15 protein-coding genes are annotated in these 16,360 nt (G+C 44.3%); 2 read left to right on the top strand and 13 right to left on the bottom strand.

The annotated features are described in order from the left end of the window. Position 1: 1 nt before the first annotated feature. The 7 genes from nikC to BK127_RS13640 form a co-directional block, all read right to left on the bottom strand. Positions 2-904, bottom strand: a complete 903-nt coding sequence (gene nikC / locus BK127_RS13670; RefSeq protein ID WP_076230823.1) for a nickel transporter permease — start codon at positions 902-904, stop codon at positions 2-4. Between the two features lie 15 nt (positions 905-919). Continuing rightward, positions 920-1,840: a nickel ABC transporter permease gene (gene nikB / locus BK127_RS13665; protein ID WP_076230820.1), complete on the bottom strand. Its 921-nt coding sequence runs from the start codon at positions 1,838-1,840 to the stop codon at positions 920-922. Positions 1,841-1,900: 60 nt separating this feature from the next. After that, positions 1,901-3,439: a glutathione ABC transporter substrate-binding protein gene (locus BK127_RS13660; protein ID WP_076230817.1), complete on the bottom strand. Its 1,539-nt coding sequence runs from the start codon at positions 3,437-3,439 to the stop codon at positions 1,901-1,903. A 170-nt stretch (positions 3,440-3,609) separates the two neighbouring features. After that, complete coding sequence (locus BK127_RS13655) at positions 3,610-4,965, bottom strand: M20/M25/M40 family metallo-hydrolase (RefSeq protein ID WP_076230814.1); 1,356 nt, start codon at positions 4,963-4,965, stop codon at positions 3,610-3,612. Between the two features lie 172 nt (positions 4,966-5,137). Beyond that, positions 5,138-5,653: a GNAT family N-acetyltransferase gene (locus BK127_RS13650; RefSeq protein WP_076230811.1), complete on the bottom strand. Its 516-nt coding sequence runs from the start codon at positions 5,651-5,653 to the stop codon at positions 5,138-5,140. Positions 5,654-5,914: 261 nt separating this feature from the next. Further along, entirely contained in the window at positions 5,915-6,727 is an 813-nt protein-coding gene (locus BK127_RS13645) for an ankyrin repeat domain-containing protein (protein WP_076230809.1), read from the bottom strand. Between the two features lie 154 nt (positions 6,728-6,881). Then, entirely contained in the window at positions 6,882-7,757 is an 876-nt protein-coding gene (locus tag BK127_RS13640) for a LysR family transcriptional regulator (protein ID WP_076230807.1), read from the bottom strand. Between the two features lie 113 nt (positions 7,758-7,870). Here BK127_RS13640 and dapA point away from each other — a divergent pair, with 113 nt between their 5' ends. Beyond that, positions 7,871-8,755: a 4-hydroxy-tetrahydrodipicolinate synthase gene (gene dapA, locus BK127_RS13635; RefSeq protein WP_076230805.1), complete on the top strand. Its 885-nt coding sequence runs from the start codon at positions 7,871-7,873 to the stop codon at positions 8,753-8,755. Positions 8,756-8,805: 50 nt separating this feature from the next. On the opposite strand, the gene BK127_RS13630 is transcribed toward dapA, so the two are convergent. The 5 genes from BK127_RS13630 to BK127_RS13610 form a co-directional block, all read right to left on the bottom strand. Continuing rightward, the gene (locus BK127_RS13630; RefSeq protein WP_076230803.1) at positions 8,806-9,258 is read right to left on the bottom strand and encodes a GNAT family N-acetyltransferase; all 453 of its coding nucleotides are present in this window, start codon (positions 9,256-9,258) and stop codon (positions 8,806-8,808) included. Positions 9,259-9,394: 136 nt separating this feature from the next. After that, on the bottom strand, positions 9,395-10,183 hold the full coding sequence (locus BK127_RS13625) for a carbohydrate ABC transporter permease (RefSeq protein ID WP_076230800.1): 789 nt from the start codon (positions 10,181-10,183) through the stop codon (positions 9,395-9,397). Positions 10,184-10,231: 48 nt separating this feature from the next. Beyond that, complete coding sequence (locus BK127_RS13620) at positions 10,232-11,104, bottom strand: carbohydrate ABC transporter permease (RefSeq protein ID WP_179097478.1); 873 nt, start codon at positions 11,102-11,104, stop codon at positions 10,232-10,234. A gap of 98 nt (positions 11,105-11,202) precedes the next feature. Beyond that, positions 11,203-12,549: an ABC transporter substrate-binding protein gene (locus tag BK127_RS13615; protein WP_076230798.1), complete on the bottom strand. Its 1,347-nt coding sequence runs from the start codon at positions 12,547-12,549 to the stop codon at positions 11,203-11,205. A gap of 22 nt (positions 12,550-12,571) precedes the next feature. Further along, a complete protein-coding gene (locus BK127_RS13610; protein WP_076230796.1) occupies positions 12,572-14,437 on the bottom strand; it encodes an ADP-ribosylglycohydrolase family protein in 1,866 nt (621 codons plus the stop codon). A 186-nt stretch (positions 14,438-14,623) separates the two neighbouring features. Between BK127_RS13610 and BK127_RS13605 the strand changes: the two genes are divergently transcribed. Next, a complete protein-coding gene (locus tag BK127_RS13605; RefSeq protein ID WP_076230793.1) occupies positions 14,624-15,616 on the top strand; it encodes an AraC family transcriptional regulator in 993 nt (330 codons plus the stop codon). A 266-nt stretch (positions 15,617-15,882) separates the two neighbouring features. Here BK127_RS13605 and BK127_RS13600 read toward each other — a convergent pair whose 3' ends face one another. After that, entirely contained in the window at positions 15,883-16,359 is a 477-nt protein-coding gene (locus BK127_RS13600) for a GNAT family N-acetyltransferase (protein ID WP_076230790.1), read from the bottom strand. Position 16,360: the final 1 nt, after the last annotated feature.

The following is a 16,360-nucleotide window of genomic DNA, read 5'->3' as shown; positions in this document are numbered from 1 at the left end:
GTTATAACTTCATCTTAGGATCCAGAGCGTCACGCAAACCGTCCCCCAGCATGTTAAACGCAAGTACCATGAACATAATTGCCAGCCCTGGAATGGTGCTGACGTGAGGAGCTGTCCGCAAATATTCGCGTCCAGTACTCAACATAGCTCCCCATTCCGGTGAAGGAGGCTGTGCGCCCATACCCAGAAAGCTTAGCCCGGATGCCGTCAAAATCGCCGTGGCGATGCGCAATGTGGAAAGAACAATAATCGGAGCAATACTGTTGGGGATGACGTGTTTGAATATAATGAGCGCATTCGTGGCACCCATCGCTTTGGCGGCTTCAATGTATTCTTTATTTTTCACGGAAATGACGGCGCTTCTGGAAATACGCGAGAAGGTCGGCACTGAAAAGATACCAATCGCAATCATCACGTTGACCATGCTGGGGCCCAATACGCTAACGATCGCCAGCGCCAGCAGAAAGCTCGGGAAAGCCATGAAAATATCCATGACACGCATAATCAAAGTATCAACGAGCCCGCCGAAGTAACCGGAAATCGTCCCAAGCGCTACACCGAATACAACAGAAATCAATACGCCGACAATACCGATCATCAACGAAATTTGAGCACCATAAATAACTCTTGATAAAATATCCCGTCCAAACTCGTCATTACCAAACGGATGACTCCAAGTCGGAGGCTCCAGCATAATCTCCATGTTTTGAACGAACGGATCATAGGGCGCAATAAAGCGCGCAAACAGGGCTACGATGACGAAAATCACGACCATCCACAGCCCGACCATGGCCCTTTTATTTTTTTTGAATCGGCTTACCATCATCTGTACAGGTGTTCGCGGCGTATAGGATTGCTCAAATGGATTGCTTTTTGCTTGTGATGCCGATGCTGACTGACTCATGAAATGGCTCCTTCCTTAATCATATCTCACCCTGGGGTCTACAAGACTGTAGCATAGGTCGACGATCAGGTTGACAATGACAAATATAGTAGCGATAAACAGTACAGTTCCCTGAATCGCCGGATAATCGCGGAATTGAATCGATTGAATCACATATCGCCCAAGCCCGTTCATGGAAAATACGGTTTCTGCAAGAACGGCTCCACCCAATAAATGACCAAATTCCAAGCCAATGATGGTAATAATCGGGATGAGTGCATTTTTTAAAGTGTGCTTATAAATGACCAGGTTCTCCTTAACTCCCTTCGCACGGGCCGTTCGTACAAAGTCCTGGTGAATGACTTCCAGCACGGAAGACCGTGTAAGACGGGCCAAAATCGCGGAAGAAGAAAGTCCGATAGCCAGCGCAGGGAGAATAAAATACTTAAAGCTGTCACTGCCGCCGGAGGGCAGGACTCGAAGGTAATAGGAGAAAATCAAAATGAGCATAAGACCCAGCCAGAACACCGGCATGGAAATGCCAAATAGCGAAAACATCATGGTCGCATTATCTCTCAAGCTGTTAGGCTTGGTGGCGGAGAAAATGCCGGCAAACAGACCTACAATAATCATGATGACAATAGCCATCAGGGTCAGCATAATCGTCGTTGGAAAACGGGTAAGAATTTCGGTCATCACAGGCCTGTTGGAGCGCAGCGATGTCCCGAGGTCGCCTTTGGCCAGGTTGACCAGATAGGCTCCGTACTGCGCATACAAAGGCTCATTCAATCCCAAACGATCACGAACAAGCGCAACATCCTCTTCGGTGGCATCATTTCCGGCAACAAGCCGGGCAGGATCTCCAGGGACGGCGTGAATGAGAATAAATACTAGAATGGATACACCAATCAAGGTAGGAATCATCTGCAGCACACGTTTTATGATATAACTAAACAACCGGATGCCTCCTTTACAAAAATAGGGGGATATGCTCCCCCTGATCTGCTAAGCCTTTTGTTATTTTTTTACAACATCGCGAAGGATGAGACGTTCATTATTCCAGTTATATACATTGTCCAGATTGCTTCTATAGCCTGTAGTTTGTTTGTAATCCAGCAGGAAGATCCACGGGGCCTGGTCTTTGATCAATTTGAGCGCATCATTATAAACCTTTTTACGCTCATCCGGATTGGCTGATTTCATCCCTTTATCGATTAAAGCATCTACATCTGGATTAGCCAGCTTGGAATAGTTGCTCGCGCCTTTTGTTGCCAGGATCGGTCTTAGGCCCCAATCCGCATCGTTCGTTGAAGTACCCCAGCTGTTCAAGGCCAAGTTAAATTCTGCCTTCGGATCCCGCGTCGCTTCCTGGAAAGCACCAAATTCCCATTTACGGTATTCCACTTTCAGTCCTACCGCTTGCAGATTGCCTTGAATGTACTCAGCAATTTGACGATCCATTAAATAACGTCCGTCCGGTGTCCATAATTTAATCGTTGTTCCTGGTGCTACTCCCGCTTCAGCCAACAGCTGCTTTGCTTTTTCGGGATCAAATGGATACGCTCCAACCGAAGAATACCCCCACACCATATCTCCGATTGCTGCATCGGCTACTTTTGCCTGACCGGACATGATTTTCTTAACAATCGTTTCCTTATCCACTGCATAGTTCAACGCTTGACGGGCCTTCACATTATCAAATGGCGCACGTGTCGTATTAATCGACATATATAAGTTTCGGGAGCTTGGCTCCACATTGATTTTAATTTTATCGTTGGTTTTCAGACGCTCCACATCGGTAGTCACAACCGGTACGATGATATCCGCTTCACCAGTTTCCAGCATGATGGAACGTGCGGAATTTTCGGCAACAGTTTTAAACGTAATGGTCTTCATCTTGGGCTTATCTCCCCAATAATCGGGGTTTGCTTCAAATACGACTTTGTTGCCGGGAATCCATTCCTTCAGTTTGTAGGGGCCGGAGCCCACTGGAGATTTACCGACGTCTTTACCTTTTTCCTTGACATTCTTAGGGCTGTGAATTCCGCCGTTTGTATGAGCAAAGGTAATCAGTGCCGGACCAAAAGGAAATTTCAAATCAAAGCTCACCTTATACTCGCTATCCACGGTAACTTTATCGATAAACTCTGCATATAACGAATAACGATTCAGCTTATTATCCTTATTGATAACCCGGTCAAAGGTGAACTTCACCGCTTCTGCATTGACTGGAGTACCATCCTGAAATTTGGCTCCTTCACGAAGTGTGAATGTAATTTTCTTGCCATCTGCCGATACAATCCAGTCTTTGGCCAATTGAGGAACAATATTGTTCGTTTTATCCAACGTAACCAGCTTGTCGAATAAAAGCTCGTTGGCATTATTGGATATCCCGTCGCTTGTATCCTGCGGATCCAAAGTAACCGGTTCAGAGCCCAGAGCAACAATCAGATCCTTGGGCACATTGGCATTTTCCCCGGCGGACGGAGCGCCGCTGCTACAGGCAGATATGAGAAGAACGAACGCTAATACTAGCAGTAATGCTGTCTTTTTCATGAAATTTCCCCCTCATAAAATGTAAACGATATAAAAGTCCGGTGAATAATGAGCGGAGCGGCCAAATGATCCTGGAGAAGCGTCAAATACAGAAACAACAGCTAAGAGTTTGCTTGCAAACTAGCTTCGTAAGCATTTTCTCGGAGGGATATTTGGCCGCGCAGCGGGACTTATTCACCGGGCTTTTCAACAAATTCATGAATAACCGCAGCAACCATCTTTATACCATAAATATAATCACTGACCAAAATATTTTCATTAGGAGCATGTTTCCTGGAATCTCCATTCCCCACTCCAAAACCAATCGTCGGGATACCAAACTGCTGGCACAGCTGGTACATCGGTCCAGAACCCGGATTCATCAAAACCTTCTGGGGAGCTTTACCGCTTACTTTCTCCGCTGCCTGCATGACTTTCTGAACGAGTGGATGGGTGGGATCGGTTTTGGCCGCCCGCGTCCCCTTTCTGGCCACAATCTCAATGTCCTCAAAGCCGTGACGGTCCAGATGCGCTCTTAGCAGCCGCACAATCTCCTCGGGATCTTGATCAGGAACGAGACGAAAATCAAGCTTGGCTCTTGCCTCCGAAGGTAAAACCGTTTTGGAGCCTTCCCCTGAGTAGCCGGAGTAGATCCCGCATATATTGCACGTCGGTTGAAAGATCAGCTTTTCCTTAAGTGGCATATCGGTCAGATTCAATAAAAAATGATTGATTCCGTATCTTTGCAGCGTTTCCTCTTCGGGGTAATCCATTGTTGCGAGAATCGTGCGCTCTGCATCGGACATCGGCAATACCCGATCATAGAAGTTATCTATTAAGATCTGTTCTTCCTGATTTTTCAAGGTACTGAGTGCCCATACCAATCGCCAAGCGGGGTTCACGACAACTGCCGCATTCAGGGAGTGCATATCCGAGTTGGTACCTTTGACGACCAGTTCAATATAAAGAATCCCTTTGGTCCCCAACTTGAGCTCAATGCTTTTATCTGAATAAATAATCCCATTTTCCCAGATGCACAAATCAGCCTTCACCTTATCAGGATGCTTCTCAATAAATTCCGGTAAATTAAGGCTGCCCCTCTCTTCCTCCCCTTCGACAATGAATTTGATATTAATAGGAAGCTCGCCGTACACCTGCTGGTAGGCATGAATAGCACAAATACGTGCCATAAGCGCACCCTTATTATCCGCGGAACCCCTGGCCGTCAGCACATCACCCTGAATTTCAGCCGCAAACGGATCGCACCGCCATAGTTCAATAGGATCCTCAGGCTGGACATCGTAATGGTTATAAAATGAAATCGTTTTCTTATTTCCTGAAAATAAATGACCATAAACGACCGGGTGACCCTTCGTTTCGATAATTTCTGTGGAACCACCTAACTGCTGCAAATACGCCATGACCATCCGGGACGCTTCCTCGATCCCTCTGTTCTGGGTGGAGACGCTTGGGATTTTACATAAATCCTGCAGCCAGTTCACGTACATGTCCTGATGTTCTTCGATATAACGATATACAAGTTCCATAAGGTGTCCTCATCTCCGTATTTCCTGGAAGAAGCATATACGCGCAGTCTGCTTTGTCGTGATCCCCCTCCATGTAATGATTCGTAACATGATATTTGTACCCTAGTATAGCACCCCATTTTTTGAATGTATAATTTATAATTTTATCAATAATTAATAAAAAAATTTTTAATTATGCGTTTTCATTACCTTTTACACCTGAATAAATATAGTGATTTCTATTGAATACAATAGCTTCTTCTTCTTTACTGAACCCGATCTTCTCTGCCACACGAATAGATGCAATATTTCCCGGGGCTATGATGCTGATCAATCTGCTCAAACCGATTTGGTAAAACCCATACTCCTTGCAAGCTAATGCCGCCTCCGATGCATACCCTTTTGACCAATGCCCCTTGCTGATGTGGTAACCAATCTCAATTTCTGTTTTATCGTTTATTTGCTGTTTAACAAGACCACAGTCGCCAATACATTCGTCGGTCTCCTTCAAGCATACAGCCCAAAGTCCAAACCCATCCTTATCGTATCTCGTCATATTTCTCGAAATCCATTGTTGGGTTTGATCAAAACTAAAGTGAGAGGGATAAAACTTCATCGTTTCCGGGTCTGAAAACATGGGGTGCAGCGCATGAATATCCTCATTTATATAATGTCTTAAGTATAGTCTGGACGTTTCAAGTATCATCATGGTTTCCTCTCCTATATACAGAATCTAGCTATTGATTGCCTTGCCGCTGTTTGTTGTGACTGTTCTGAATCTAAACTTCCGGTTAGCCTGCTCATGAACTGGAAAAAGCCGCAGTAATCGCGGCCGCATTGTGTTTTGAACATGGTTACGATAGGGAACTCCCGTAAATACTGAGCGTATGTTGTGACGCACATTGTGGTTGTCGGGCCCACGTGGCGTTTCTAGTTGGGTGAAGCTGGTCCAGGGCAACCTCACCTTGTTTTACGGATACAGCACACCCTTTCCACCCGCACTTTTCAAATAGTCGTACATATTACGACGCTCCCAGATCTTAGCCGCATCTAGGGCGGTAAATTGTTTAGGAATATATCTTTTTTTCTCGTTAACCCAATACTCCCCATATGGGGCCAGCCTATCAAGATCTGCTCCGGCTTTGACAAGCACCTGCAGGGTTTCCATGTTGTTTTCATCTATCGCATGAATAAGAGGTGTTTGTGCGTTCCATGAATAATTCACATCGGCCCCTTTGTCAATCAACAATTGAACCAGCTTCGTGTTTGCATTCTTGGCAACCGCCCAGGACAATCCAGCGAAGATACCCTTATAGCTTTGATCCGATGGGCTTAGATGCTCAAGGATAATACTGGCCACTTCGACGTTTCCTCCGTAAATAACTTCATACATCACAGGAAAGTTCGAGGTGTTGTCGGGATCCTTCGGGTCAATTTTCACCCGGACGTCAATACTAGCGCCTTTATCAAACAAAAGCTTGACGATATCCGGACGGTTCTTGCGGACAGCGATCTCCAGAAAGGACAGTTCAATCTTAACGCCAGGCACACGTGCAATCGAGTCAGGAGACATCCCATCCTCCAGTGCAGCTCGCACTTTATCTGTTTCCCCGTTAATAATCGCTAGCATGGCCGCATTTTTTTCTTCCTTAGTGTGCGTTTTTTTCTGGACTTGCACAGGCTTGATCGGTTCTTCTTGAACTTCAGATTTAGAAAAATGATTCCAAGCCACAAATAAAATGATGACTACTACAATAAGGCCAGCTAAGTGCTTAATCGTCAACAACTCCTAACACAATCGAAAATAGTTAAATGCTATCAGTTTATACTCCGCAAAGATTGTATTATACATTTGACCACAAGTAAATAATAATCCATCCCTAATCTAAATAATGATGGACCGATTCTTTCATGGTTAGGCACTACAATCTCCCCGTTTATGAACTCGACTTGAGCATTTCTATAAAATCCGACAGTGCGTGTGACATCCATTTTTTCGGGTGAATAACCATGTGCAGGTCCAATCGTATGTCGGGATGTGCAAATGGAAGGACTACTAATTCCCCTCTCTGTATCTCTTCTTCAGCTGCCATTCTCGGCAATAAGGAAATACCTGAACCGACCCTAACACATCTTTTAATAGCTTCGGGGTTGCCTAATTCCAATCCGATTCGATACGAAATTCCATGTGTCCGCAGTACCTTTTCCAGCATAATCCGGTAATTGCAGCTATCCTCTGCCATAATCCACTCAACACCAATTAGCTGCTCCAACTGTATGTTACTAAGTGCAGCTAACGGATGATTCGGATTGGCGATCAGCACCAGAGGTTCTTCTTTAATCTTGATCCACCCGAGCGTTGGATCTGACGGTTTATTTTCCAGGATAAGCCCGATATCGACTTCGCCTTCCCTTACTTTGTTTATAATGAGTGCTTCACGATCAGGCTGAAGTCGGATGGCTAGATCAGGGTATTGCTGTCGAATATGCTGAATCCAAGGTGGAAGAAAATATGAAGCCAATGAATCAATCGTTCCGATTGAAAGAGTCCCCCCTCCTTGCTTGGCCAGCTTTTCCTTAGACTCCTGATATAGATCAAGCATCTGAACAGCGATCTTTAGCAGCTCCTCCCCAGCCGAAGTCAGACGAAGCCCTCTGCCAAATCGTTCAAATAGCTTGACTTCATAAGCCTTTTCCAATTTTTGAATCTGCATGGTCACACTGGATTGTGCATACCCAAGCTCTTCGGCTGCCCGGGTAAAGCTTTGACGTACCGCTACTTCCCTGAAGGTTTGCAAATAGATAAGCTCCATCATATCCCCCACACATCAATATTATTGATACTATCTATCACTTATTATAGATAACTATGATGTAATATTCCATGGTAAAGTAAATTCACGAAAGAAAAACAGGAGGAATCGTTATGATGAATGAAACGGATGTAAAAGGCATTTATGTACCCGTTGTAGCCCCCTTCACTGGGAATGAAGAGTTAGATCTGGATTCGTATCGGAATTACATCGGGAAGCTGTTGGCACACGATATTCAAGGGTTGGTTATTAACGGTACTACCGGCGAAGCACCGACGGTTATGTGGGAAGAGGTGAGCGAGCTCGTACAGACGACACAGGCATGTATGCAGCAGAAACGAATACCCATTGTCATCGGCACAGGAACGAATAGCACCGTTTCTACAGTGAAACGAACAGAAATGGCAGGGTTATTAGGCGCAGATGCTGTTCTCGTTGTGACGCCCTACTATAGTCGACCTTCGCAAGAGGGCATTCTTGAACATTATCGGAGGGTGGCACAGGTTGGAGTACCGATTATTGCCTACGAGGTCCCTTCCCGTACTGGAGTTCGGTTAACCACGGATACGATAAGAAAAATTATGGATTTGAACGGGGTTATCGGTTTAAAAGATAGCTCAGGCGGCATTGAGCTCATCTCGGAGTTGACACGTCATGATACGAAGCCGATTCTTTGTGGGGAAGACCTTTATTTCCACGCCATGTTAAGTCAGGGGGCGAGTGGTGGTATGCTGGCCTCAGCGAATGTCATTCCAGAAGCTTTAATCCATGTCTTTCGTCTTGCCAGCAATGGTAACTTTATTCAAGCCAAACAGGCATTTGATCTACTGGTCCCGTTGATTCGAGGTCTTTTTCAGGAATCGAATCCCTCACCTATAAAATGGATACTTGCCCGACATGGCATCATCTCATCTGACACCCTGCGTTTACCGATGGGGCCGATTTCTAATCAATTACAACTGGAATTGGGGCAGATAATGCCGAAATCTGGTTACTAATAGCTTTCTCTACCTCTTAAAATAAATAAGCTGCCTCGCGGCAGCTTTTCTTATATTTCCTGAGATAATCTCACCATGTCTCTACAGGGGATACCGTTTTCAACAATTTCTTCCGCATAGTGTCTGACAAAAAAATCCCTATCTATGCCAATCATTCTAAACCCACATTTTTGGTATAGCGCCAGCTGTCCGATCCCAGAGTTGCCCGTGCCAACCTCGATTGTTTTATATCCCTGTAATTTAGCGTTATGAATGGCGTGGTGGACTAACTGTTTTCCTATTCCTCTGCTTTGATGATCCTCATGGACGGCTATATTCACCAGTTCAACGGTATTAGGTCTTGTTGGCAGTAATACATAAACGGCGATAACAGCTTCGCTCAGCTCTGCCACATAACATTGCCCTCGTTCCAAATATTCTCTAACAATCCGTTCAGAGGGGTCTGCTGATAATAGCAAATCCATGGGGGGTGATTCATTAGGACCTAACATGCGGATTTCCATTAATGTACTCCTTTATAAATGGCCGAGTGCTATTTATGCTATACCATCAATCATCATATGGCAATCAGAATCGATAAACACTGTTGTTGCGGTCATGCTGCCGGATAATTATCTTCATCAAAGTAAGCCGATACCTTTATTTAATAGCCCCCGTCGTCATTCCATCCTCAAAATACTTTTGCAGGGACAAGTAGGCGATAACCACTGGAAGACTAATTAATACTAAAGATGCAAAGATTTTACCGATATCCACCGAATATTCGCCGGTAAAAAATTGCGGTGCCTGCGTAATCGTCTGCATGGTGTCCTTACGCATGAAGACAAGCGCCAAAAAGTATTCGTTCCACGAATTCAAGAAACCCCAGATGATCACTACTACAGACATTGGCTTGCATAATGGAGCGATAATAAACAGCAGCGTTTTAAAAGAACCGCAGCCGTCAATTCGCGCGGCATCCATCAGTTGATTAGGTAGATCATCCATGAAGTTTTTGGCGAGCAGCAGGGTAAATGGCAGCGTAAAGGCGCAAATCGGACCGATCAATGCCAAATAATTGTTGAATAGTCCAAGGCTTTTCACAATTAGAAATAGCGGGACGATCAGCGCAATTGAAGGGATCATCAAGCCCATTAAAATAAGGTTCATTAAAGTGCCTTTAACCGGTAGCTCCAGCTTGGAGAACGCATAAGCAGCTAATATCGTGACACAGAACACGATCGCAATCGTGCTGGCCGATACGATCAGGCTGTTTAGAAAAAATCTTGGGATCGCCGGATGGGTTAGCACAGCGATATAATTGCCTATCCCTTCTCCCTGCAAAGAAACCTTCATCATAATGACAAGGGGAGTTGCAAAAATCGCTGCGATAACAGTTAGTATAATTTGATTCAGAACGGTCGTCGCCTTATTGGATTTTGTTGACATAAGCTCCTCCTAATATTTTCGTTAAGAAAACTTACTTCCTAAGCGATACTATGGGTTGCGATAGGCCCGCAATTGAATAACCGTGATAAGCAAAGCAATCACTAGCAGGATCATCGCTAACGCGGAGGAATACCCTGCATTGTACTCAAGTATAGCTTTTTTGTAAATATACGTTGAGATCATTTCTGATGCCCGCCCTGGACCACCGCCGGTCGTCAAATACACGTAATCGAATTGTTTTAAGGAACCGATAACACCCAGAATGATTAACGAAAAATGCGTCGAACGCAGGAGCGGGAACGTAATCCCGATCACCGTGCGCAGTGGGCCCGCTCCATCGATTTTCGCGGCTTCATACAATTCTTTATCAATGAGCGATAAGGCCGCATAATACATCACAAAGCTGAATCCGGTCCATGCCCATATATTGATGGCAATGATAGAATAAAGTGCAATATCGGGATCTGCCAGCCAGGCAAGCGCCATGAAATCCAGTCCTAAAGCGTGAAGCATATGGTTTAAATTCCCGTCGTTCGCATCGTAAATGTGTCTGAACACATAAGCGACCACGGAGTGGGATAATACCACCGGAAGGAAAAAAATCGTTTTATATACGGATTTTGATTTCACATTCGTTTTCAGCAGCAGAGCGATAAAAAGACCAAGAACCATCTGGATGAGCAAGGTCAGCACCATATAAATAAACGTATTTTTCATCGCCTGATAAAATATCGGGTCCGTAAACAGCTCCACATAGTTATCCAATCCGATAAATAGTTTATTTTCCACGCTAATTCCATTCCATTTATAAAAGCTGGTGATTAATGTATCGAATAATGAGTAATAGATGAACACACCCAAGAAAATAAGAATCGGCAGGATGTATAACACATTCAGCCACTTATTAAACCGCAAGCTCATACGGATTGAACCTCCTTCCATAAACAAAACTTCGCAGACCATCCAGACATCGGTTGAAGGTCTGCGAAGAAATAAAATTTGCACCTATTTTATCCTACCTATTTTTTTATCTTATCGGAGGCCGTTTGTACGTTCTTCATCCCTTCTTCCGGTGTGGCTTTGCCGGTTGCAATCATGGCTAGCGCATCTCCGAGAGCTGTTTTCAATTCGGGATAAAGGAATTCCCGTTTACCGATAGCATTTTCAAGATCCTTCATTTGCTGTTTCATATTTGCCTTCTGGCGGTCGGTACCAATATCTGCATCATTGATCTGAATTCCTTTAATTGAAGGGATCTGCATGACGTCGGCGTTCATCTTTTGTGCCTCTTCTGATACCATCCATTTCACAAATTTCCAAGCTGCCTCTTTCTTCTTGCTTTCCTTAGTGATGGCCAGTGAGACATCCGGACCGCCGAAGAGGCTGCCTGGTTTGCCATCTCCGTTCAAATCCGGGAACGGAGCTGCCAAAAACTCATAGTCTGTAGTCAAGCCATATTTCTTTTTGTCATTCGCGGAGATAGTCTTTGTCATTCGGGTATCGTGCCAAGTGCCGAGCATAATCATGGCCGTTTCGCCTTTGGCGAATTTGTCAGATGCATCCGGATAAACGCTGAGACCATACGCACCATTTTGCATAATTCCATTTTGGAACATATCCTTCCAAGTCGTTGCCGCTTTCACAAGATCACCGTCTGTCCATTTGGCTTTGCCCGCTTCGGCTTCGTAAATTTTACCCGGAGCGAATTCATTGGCTATCGCAATGAACATATCAAAATTTTGCCAAGCATCTTTGGCGCCTTGAATAAACGGAGCATTGATCCCTTTAGATGGAGCTACTTTCACATATTCCACCCATTCAGCATACGTGGTTGGTGGTTTCAATCCTGCCTTCTCCAAGAGGGTATTGTTATAAAAGAGGTAACCTGCCGCACTATTAAAGAATGGAAGTGCAGGCGTTTTACTGCCCGCTAACAATTGCTTCAGACCTAAATCGTAGAACCGATTCTGCCAGTCATTTCCCCATTCTTTGACAGCGTATGGGGTAAGATCCTCGCTAAACTCCGTGTATTCTTTGGCCATCGCGCCAGCCTGAATACCGAATACATCAACCTCATCTCCTGATACCATCGCCAATTTCAGTGTTTTGACATAATCGTTATACTCATAACGCTTGTAATTAACCTTAACTTCGGACTGTGAGGCATTAAACTTGTCTACGAACGGTTTGGCTTTGTTCTCATCCGGATTCCACGACCACCAATTGATCGTAACCGGAGCTGCTGATTTGGCCTCCGGGGCTTTCGATGACGCCGGAGCAGAACTCGTATTTCCACCGCTGCACGCAGTGAGCAGCATAGAGGCAAAGAGCGTAGTGGATGCGATTAAACCTATTCTTTTTTTCATGTTCAAAACCCCTTTTTATGATTTATGCAAATAATATATCGGTAAAGAAATAATACGGACCTGGCGTTTTGGTGTTTTTCTGCGCTACAGGAAGAACATACACTTCTAAAGGATGCTCCCCTTTTAGCACCTCGATCTCGAGCTGATGGTTCCCCTTCGGCAGTTGGATCTCCGCGAATTTCGACTCTAAAGCCCGATGAAAGGCAGGCATGAATGCAGTTTCATTCTGATCATCGATAATGAGCTCTCCATTCAAATGAGCCTTTACAGGATTAGCAGTTGCTACGATAAGCCGCAGCTCTTTGTCACCCGGGTTGATCATTGTCGTAACTGCACGATAAATTCCAGGTTGGTCCGTCTGTAACGCTTCCGCGAAGCGAAGCCGATTCCCTGGGAAAATCGCTGAAGCCTCTAAGGAACCTTCCGGACCGGATACCTTCCAATGCGTTGCGCACAATAGGTTTAGATTCAGCGTCTCTTTGTTCCAATAGTTGTTGTCATGATAGCGCAAAACTTGAAAAGTAAGCGTGTAAGCAGGTTTAAGCTCATGGTTCGAGGTAATTTTTGTTTTCCAGGAGAGTTCTTGATCCGGCTTGATCATGAACGGTTCCTCCTTATTTCCGATCCAACCATCCGGTACATCCAGCTTTAGGTAACCCTCCCACAATTCCTTCGAGCGATTTATTATAGTGAAAGTTATTTCCTTTTGCTGCTGCTTACCGATAGCAGGCCCCTCATCTCCATAGTTGACAATCACTTCAAGCCCTAAATTGCTCCGTGTACCTTTGGGTAGCAGATAACGATCGGTGTGAAAGCTGTGGTTCCAGAGCCAATTTGGATCATAATGATCAAGCAAGCCCTCCTTGAGTGCAGTACCCGTCTGTTTAGTGAATTCCAATGGAATTTCCCACACGGCAGCGACTTCTTTACCGACCTTAAAGGTTCGGCTCGTTAATTCATCCAATGTCAAAGGAACGTTGAACCCGACAATAGGAGCATTAACCGCAATGCGGTCACCCACCGGCTTAAGCCAGCGCTCTGGAAGATTCTCCGGTCCCAAAATGATACCGAGAATGGCACCTAATGTCGCTCCCGTACAGTCGGTATCATATCCGCAGTTCACAGCTTTCAGAATGGCGTCTTCAAAGTCTTCTCCATATAGCCATCCCAGAATGGTGAAAGCAATGTTTTGCGGGGCATCCGTGAAATTGGGGTTCCCGTGGTGCTTCAAGATCAATTCTCTGGCTTCAACCCACGTTTTCCCTTCTTTATGCCACACAAGCAAATCCTTAACCGCTAAAGCTGTCCGACAATCGACCGGCATGTAGGTAAGTCCGATATTAATGAGCCGATCTCTGTCGTTTTCAAAAAATGCAGCGCTTTCAATCGCAGCAAAAAACATCTCGCCGTACACACCTTCCCCCCCGGCATGATCGACAATAGCATCCTGATACGCGTAATAAGCTGCTACACCTGGGCATCCGGGAGCTATCATTGCCCAAATTTCAGAACGTATAGGTGAACCCATACAGTTGGTAAACGGATTGTTAAACCACCCTGCAATCGGCGGGACAAGTCCTCTTCGCAAATTAGCTAACGCGTAGCCATACTCGTCAAAAGGAAAAAACACATGCTCCATCCATTCTTGACCCAGCTCCACGGATGTCAATCGTGCCCCGTATTGTTCCAGTGCATGCAGCCAAACGATTTGAAGATCCAAATCATCGTTAGGCAGCGGACCTTCTGACAACTCAGAGTAATAGGTTAAATCGAGCAGCTCCATTTTCCCCTCGACCGGATATCCAAGCGTACCACCTATATTTTTACCTAACCATCCCCCATAAATTTTACGGTAATAATCCGTTTCATTCAGTCGACTCGTTCCCATTGGGTTTGCCTCCATTTTTTAATATAGACTCAATTTATCAGCATCGTTAGCAAACCGCCATTGACGATTTTAATGTTTCACAAAAACTTTGTAAGCGTTCTATACAGGCAGCTTCTCCTGTTGGTAGAAAAAAAAGCAGGCCTATGTTACCATCAACCTACGATAATTTAACAAGGAAGGCAGGCGATGATGTTGAAATACTACACGCTCTCCCGATTATCCGCAATCGATGTCAAATGGACCAATTCATTCCGTGTGAATGAACTATTTAACGCGCATCATTACAACCCTTACTACCAGTTAATAATGGTTTCAGAAGGACCGATATACATACAGGTGGAGGATGAAAAATTCATTTTGGAAGCAGGGGAAACGTTCCTGTTGAATCCGTGGGAACGTCATTGGGGGTGGAAAATTCCTGAGGGGCCCTCCACTTTTTACTGGGTTCAGTTTTCATCTACGTCCCCCTTAACGGAATTAAATACCCAGACAAAACCTATTAGCGATTATAAAATTTTACATGCCGAAAAGAACGAACTCAGAACGGTTGAAAATAAAGATTCCGATCAGCTTCTGATCCCGCGTCGTTTTAAACCAAACCCTCGCTATAAATTACTTGGTATTTTTGAAGAACTTGTTAATGAATTAAAAAAACCAATCGGCTATTTTAAGTTTCGGATGACTACGCATTTTTGTAAAATACTGGAGATTATTTCCACAGATCTGCTTGAACAGCATTTTAAAGATTTGACGTTACCAACCTCTTATCACATTTATAGACAGCTGCTTAATTTTATCCACGATTTTTATCAGACCGATCTTACTAAAGAAGTTATTGAAAAAAGGTTAAGTCGTAGTTACGAATATTTGAGCCAGGTATTTAAAAAACACTCCGGGATGACAATTACTCATTATATTCATCAATTACAGATTCAACGGGCTAAGCATTTATTAGACGAAAGCCAAATTCCCATTCAGGAAATCGCTAAGGAGATCGGCATCGCAGACCCCTTTTATTTCAGTAAAATATTCAAAAAATTAGTGGGCATTCCCCCTTCCACATACAGAGAGAACAGACTTTCGGAAGGCCGTACTTTCCTTGGTGAGGACATGCAAAAAGGACTAACCCCTCCGAGAGAATCGGAATATAGGATAGCCCCTGGTTCAACACTTTTATGATTACTTCTTTCACACTGGCGTCTCCAACGGACGACAATATATTTTGGAATGAATGTATCCAAGTTGGAGATGGAATCCGCCCATTTTGTGGCCTAATGGAAAGCGTATATTTGTATATGACCATAGTGGGGCCTTATTCGATGATGCAGGGATCTGAAATATATTAAAGCTAATTGTACTCACAATATCCATCTCCCCTTAACGAAAGACTGTATATCATCCTTACAATGTAAATGCCTAAAATTATACGCAATCAACTTATTCGTTTAGTTAGATAATAGTTTAGTCATCTTGAAATTAACTAAATTAACGCCATTGCGTTCAACAACCTGCAATTGAATGGTTTGATATCCTTGACGTTCGAAAAAGGGCTTTGCCGTGATACTTGCCTCCGTATCCATTTCAGTGAGCCCTAATTTTCTTGCATCTGCTTCAATTGTATTCATCAAAGCAACGGCTATTCCTTGCCTCTGATAATCTTTATGTATATACAGTCTATCCAAGTGACCCTCGGGGGTCATATCAGCAAACCCGACGATCTCACCATTAATTTCCGCAACGTATGTGATGTTGTGACTCAAAGAAACTTTCCAATTCGCAATCTTAGCGATTTTTTCACCTTTTGGTGCCCATGCTTGAAGCTGATCTGCTGAATAATCCCGTGCGTTTATGGTATGTACGGTTTCGTAAAATAATGAAACGATCTGATTGATATCGGAATCTTGGAACTTTCTTATTTTCATC

It is taken from the genome of Paenibacillus sp. FSL H7-0331 (assembly GCF_001956045.1).
The sequence above is the reverse complement of the archived record's forward strand: the minus strand, read 5'-3'. Positions and strand labels throughout refer to the sequence as shown.

Bases quoted from the DNA above. Each gene is read 5' to 3' on its own strand.
- BK127_RS13655 (WP_076230814.1), bottom strand. From the start codon at position 4,965: ATGGAACTTGTATATCGTTATATCGAAGAACATCAGGACATGTACGTG.
- dapA (WP_076230805.1), top strand. From the start codon at position 7,871: ATGATGAATGAAACGGATGTAAAAGGCATTTATGTACCCGTTGTAGCC.
- BK127_RS13610 (WP_076230796.1), bottom strand. From the start codon at position 14,437: ATGGGAACGAGTCGACTGAATGAAACGGATTATTACCGTAAAATTTAT.
- nikC (WP_076230823.1), bottom strand. From the start codon at position 904: ATGAGTCAGTCAGCATCGGCATCACAAGCAAAAAGCAATCCATTTGAG.
- BK127_RS13625 (WP_076230800.1), bottom strand. From the start codon at position 10,183: ATGTCAACAAAATCCAATAAGGCGACGACCGTTCTGAATCAAATTATA.
- BK127_RS13620 (WP_179097478.1), bottom strand. From the start codon at position 11,104: ATGAGCTTGCGGTTTAATAAGTGGCTGAATGTGTTATACATCCTGCCG.
- BK127_RS13615 (WP_076230798.1), bottom strand. From the start codon at position 12,549: ATGAAAAAAAGAATAGGTTTAATCGCATCCACTACGCTCTTTGCCTCT.
- BK127_RS13630 (WP_076230803.1), bottom strand. From the start codon at position 9,258: ATGGAAATCCGCATGTTAGGTCCTAATGAATCACCCCCCATGGATTTG.
- BK127_RS13605 (WP_076230793.1), top strand. From the start codon at position 14,624: ATGATGTTGAAATACTACACGCTCTCCCGATTATCCGCAATCGATGTC.
- BK127_RS13640 (WP_076230807.1), bottom strand. From the start codon at position 7,757: ATGGAGCTTATCTATTTGCAAACCTTCAGGGAAGTAGCGGTACGTCAA.
- BK127_RS13650 (WP_076230811.1), bottom strand. From the start codon at position 5,653: ATGATGATACTTGAAACGTCCAGACTATACTTAAGACATTATATAAAT.
- BK127_RS13600 (WP_076230790.1), bottom strand. From the start codon at position 16,359: ATGAAAATAAGAAAGTTCCAAGATTCCGATATCAATCAGATCGTTTCA.
- BK127_RS13660 (WP_076230817.1), bottom strand. From the start codon at position 3,439: ATGAAAAAGACAGCATTACTGCTAGTATTAGCGTTCGTTCTTCTCATA.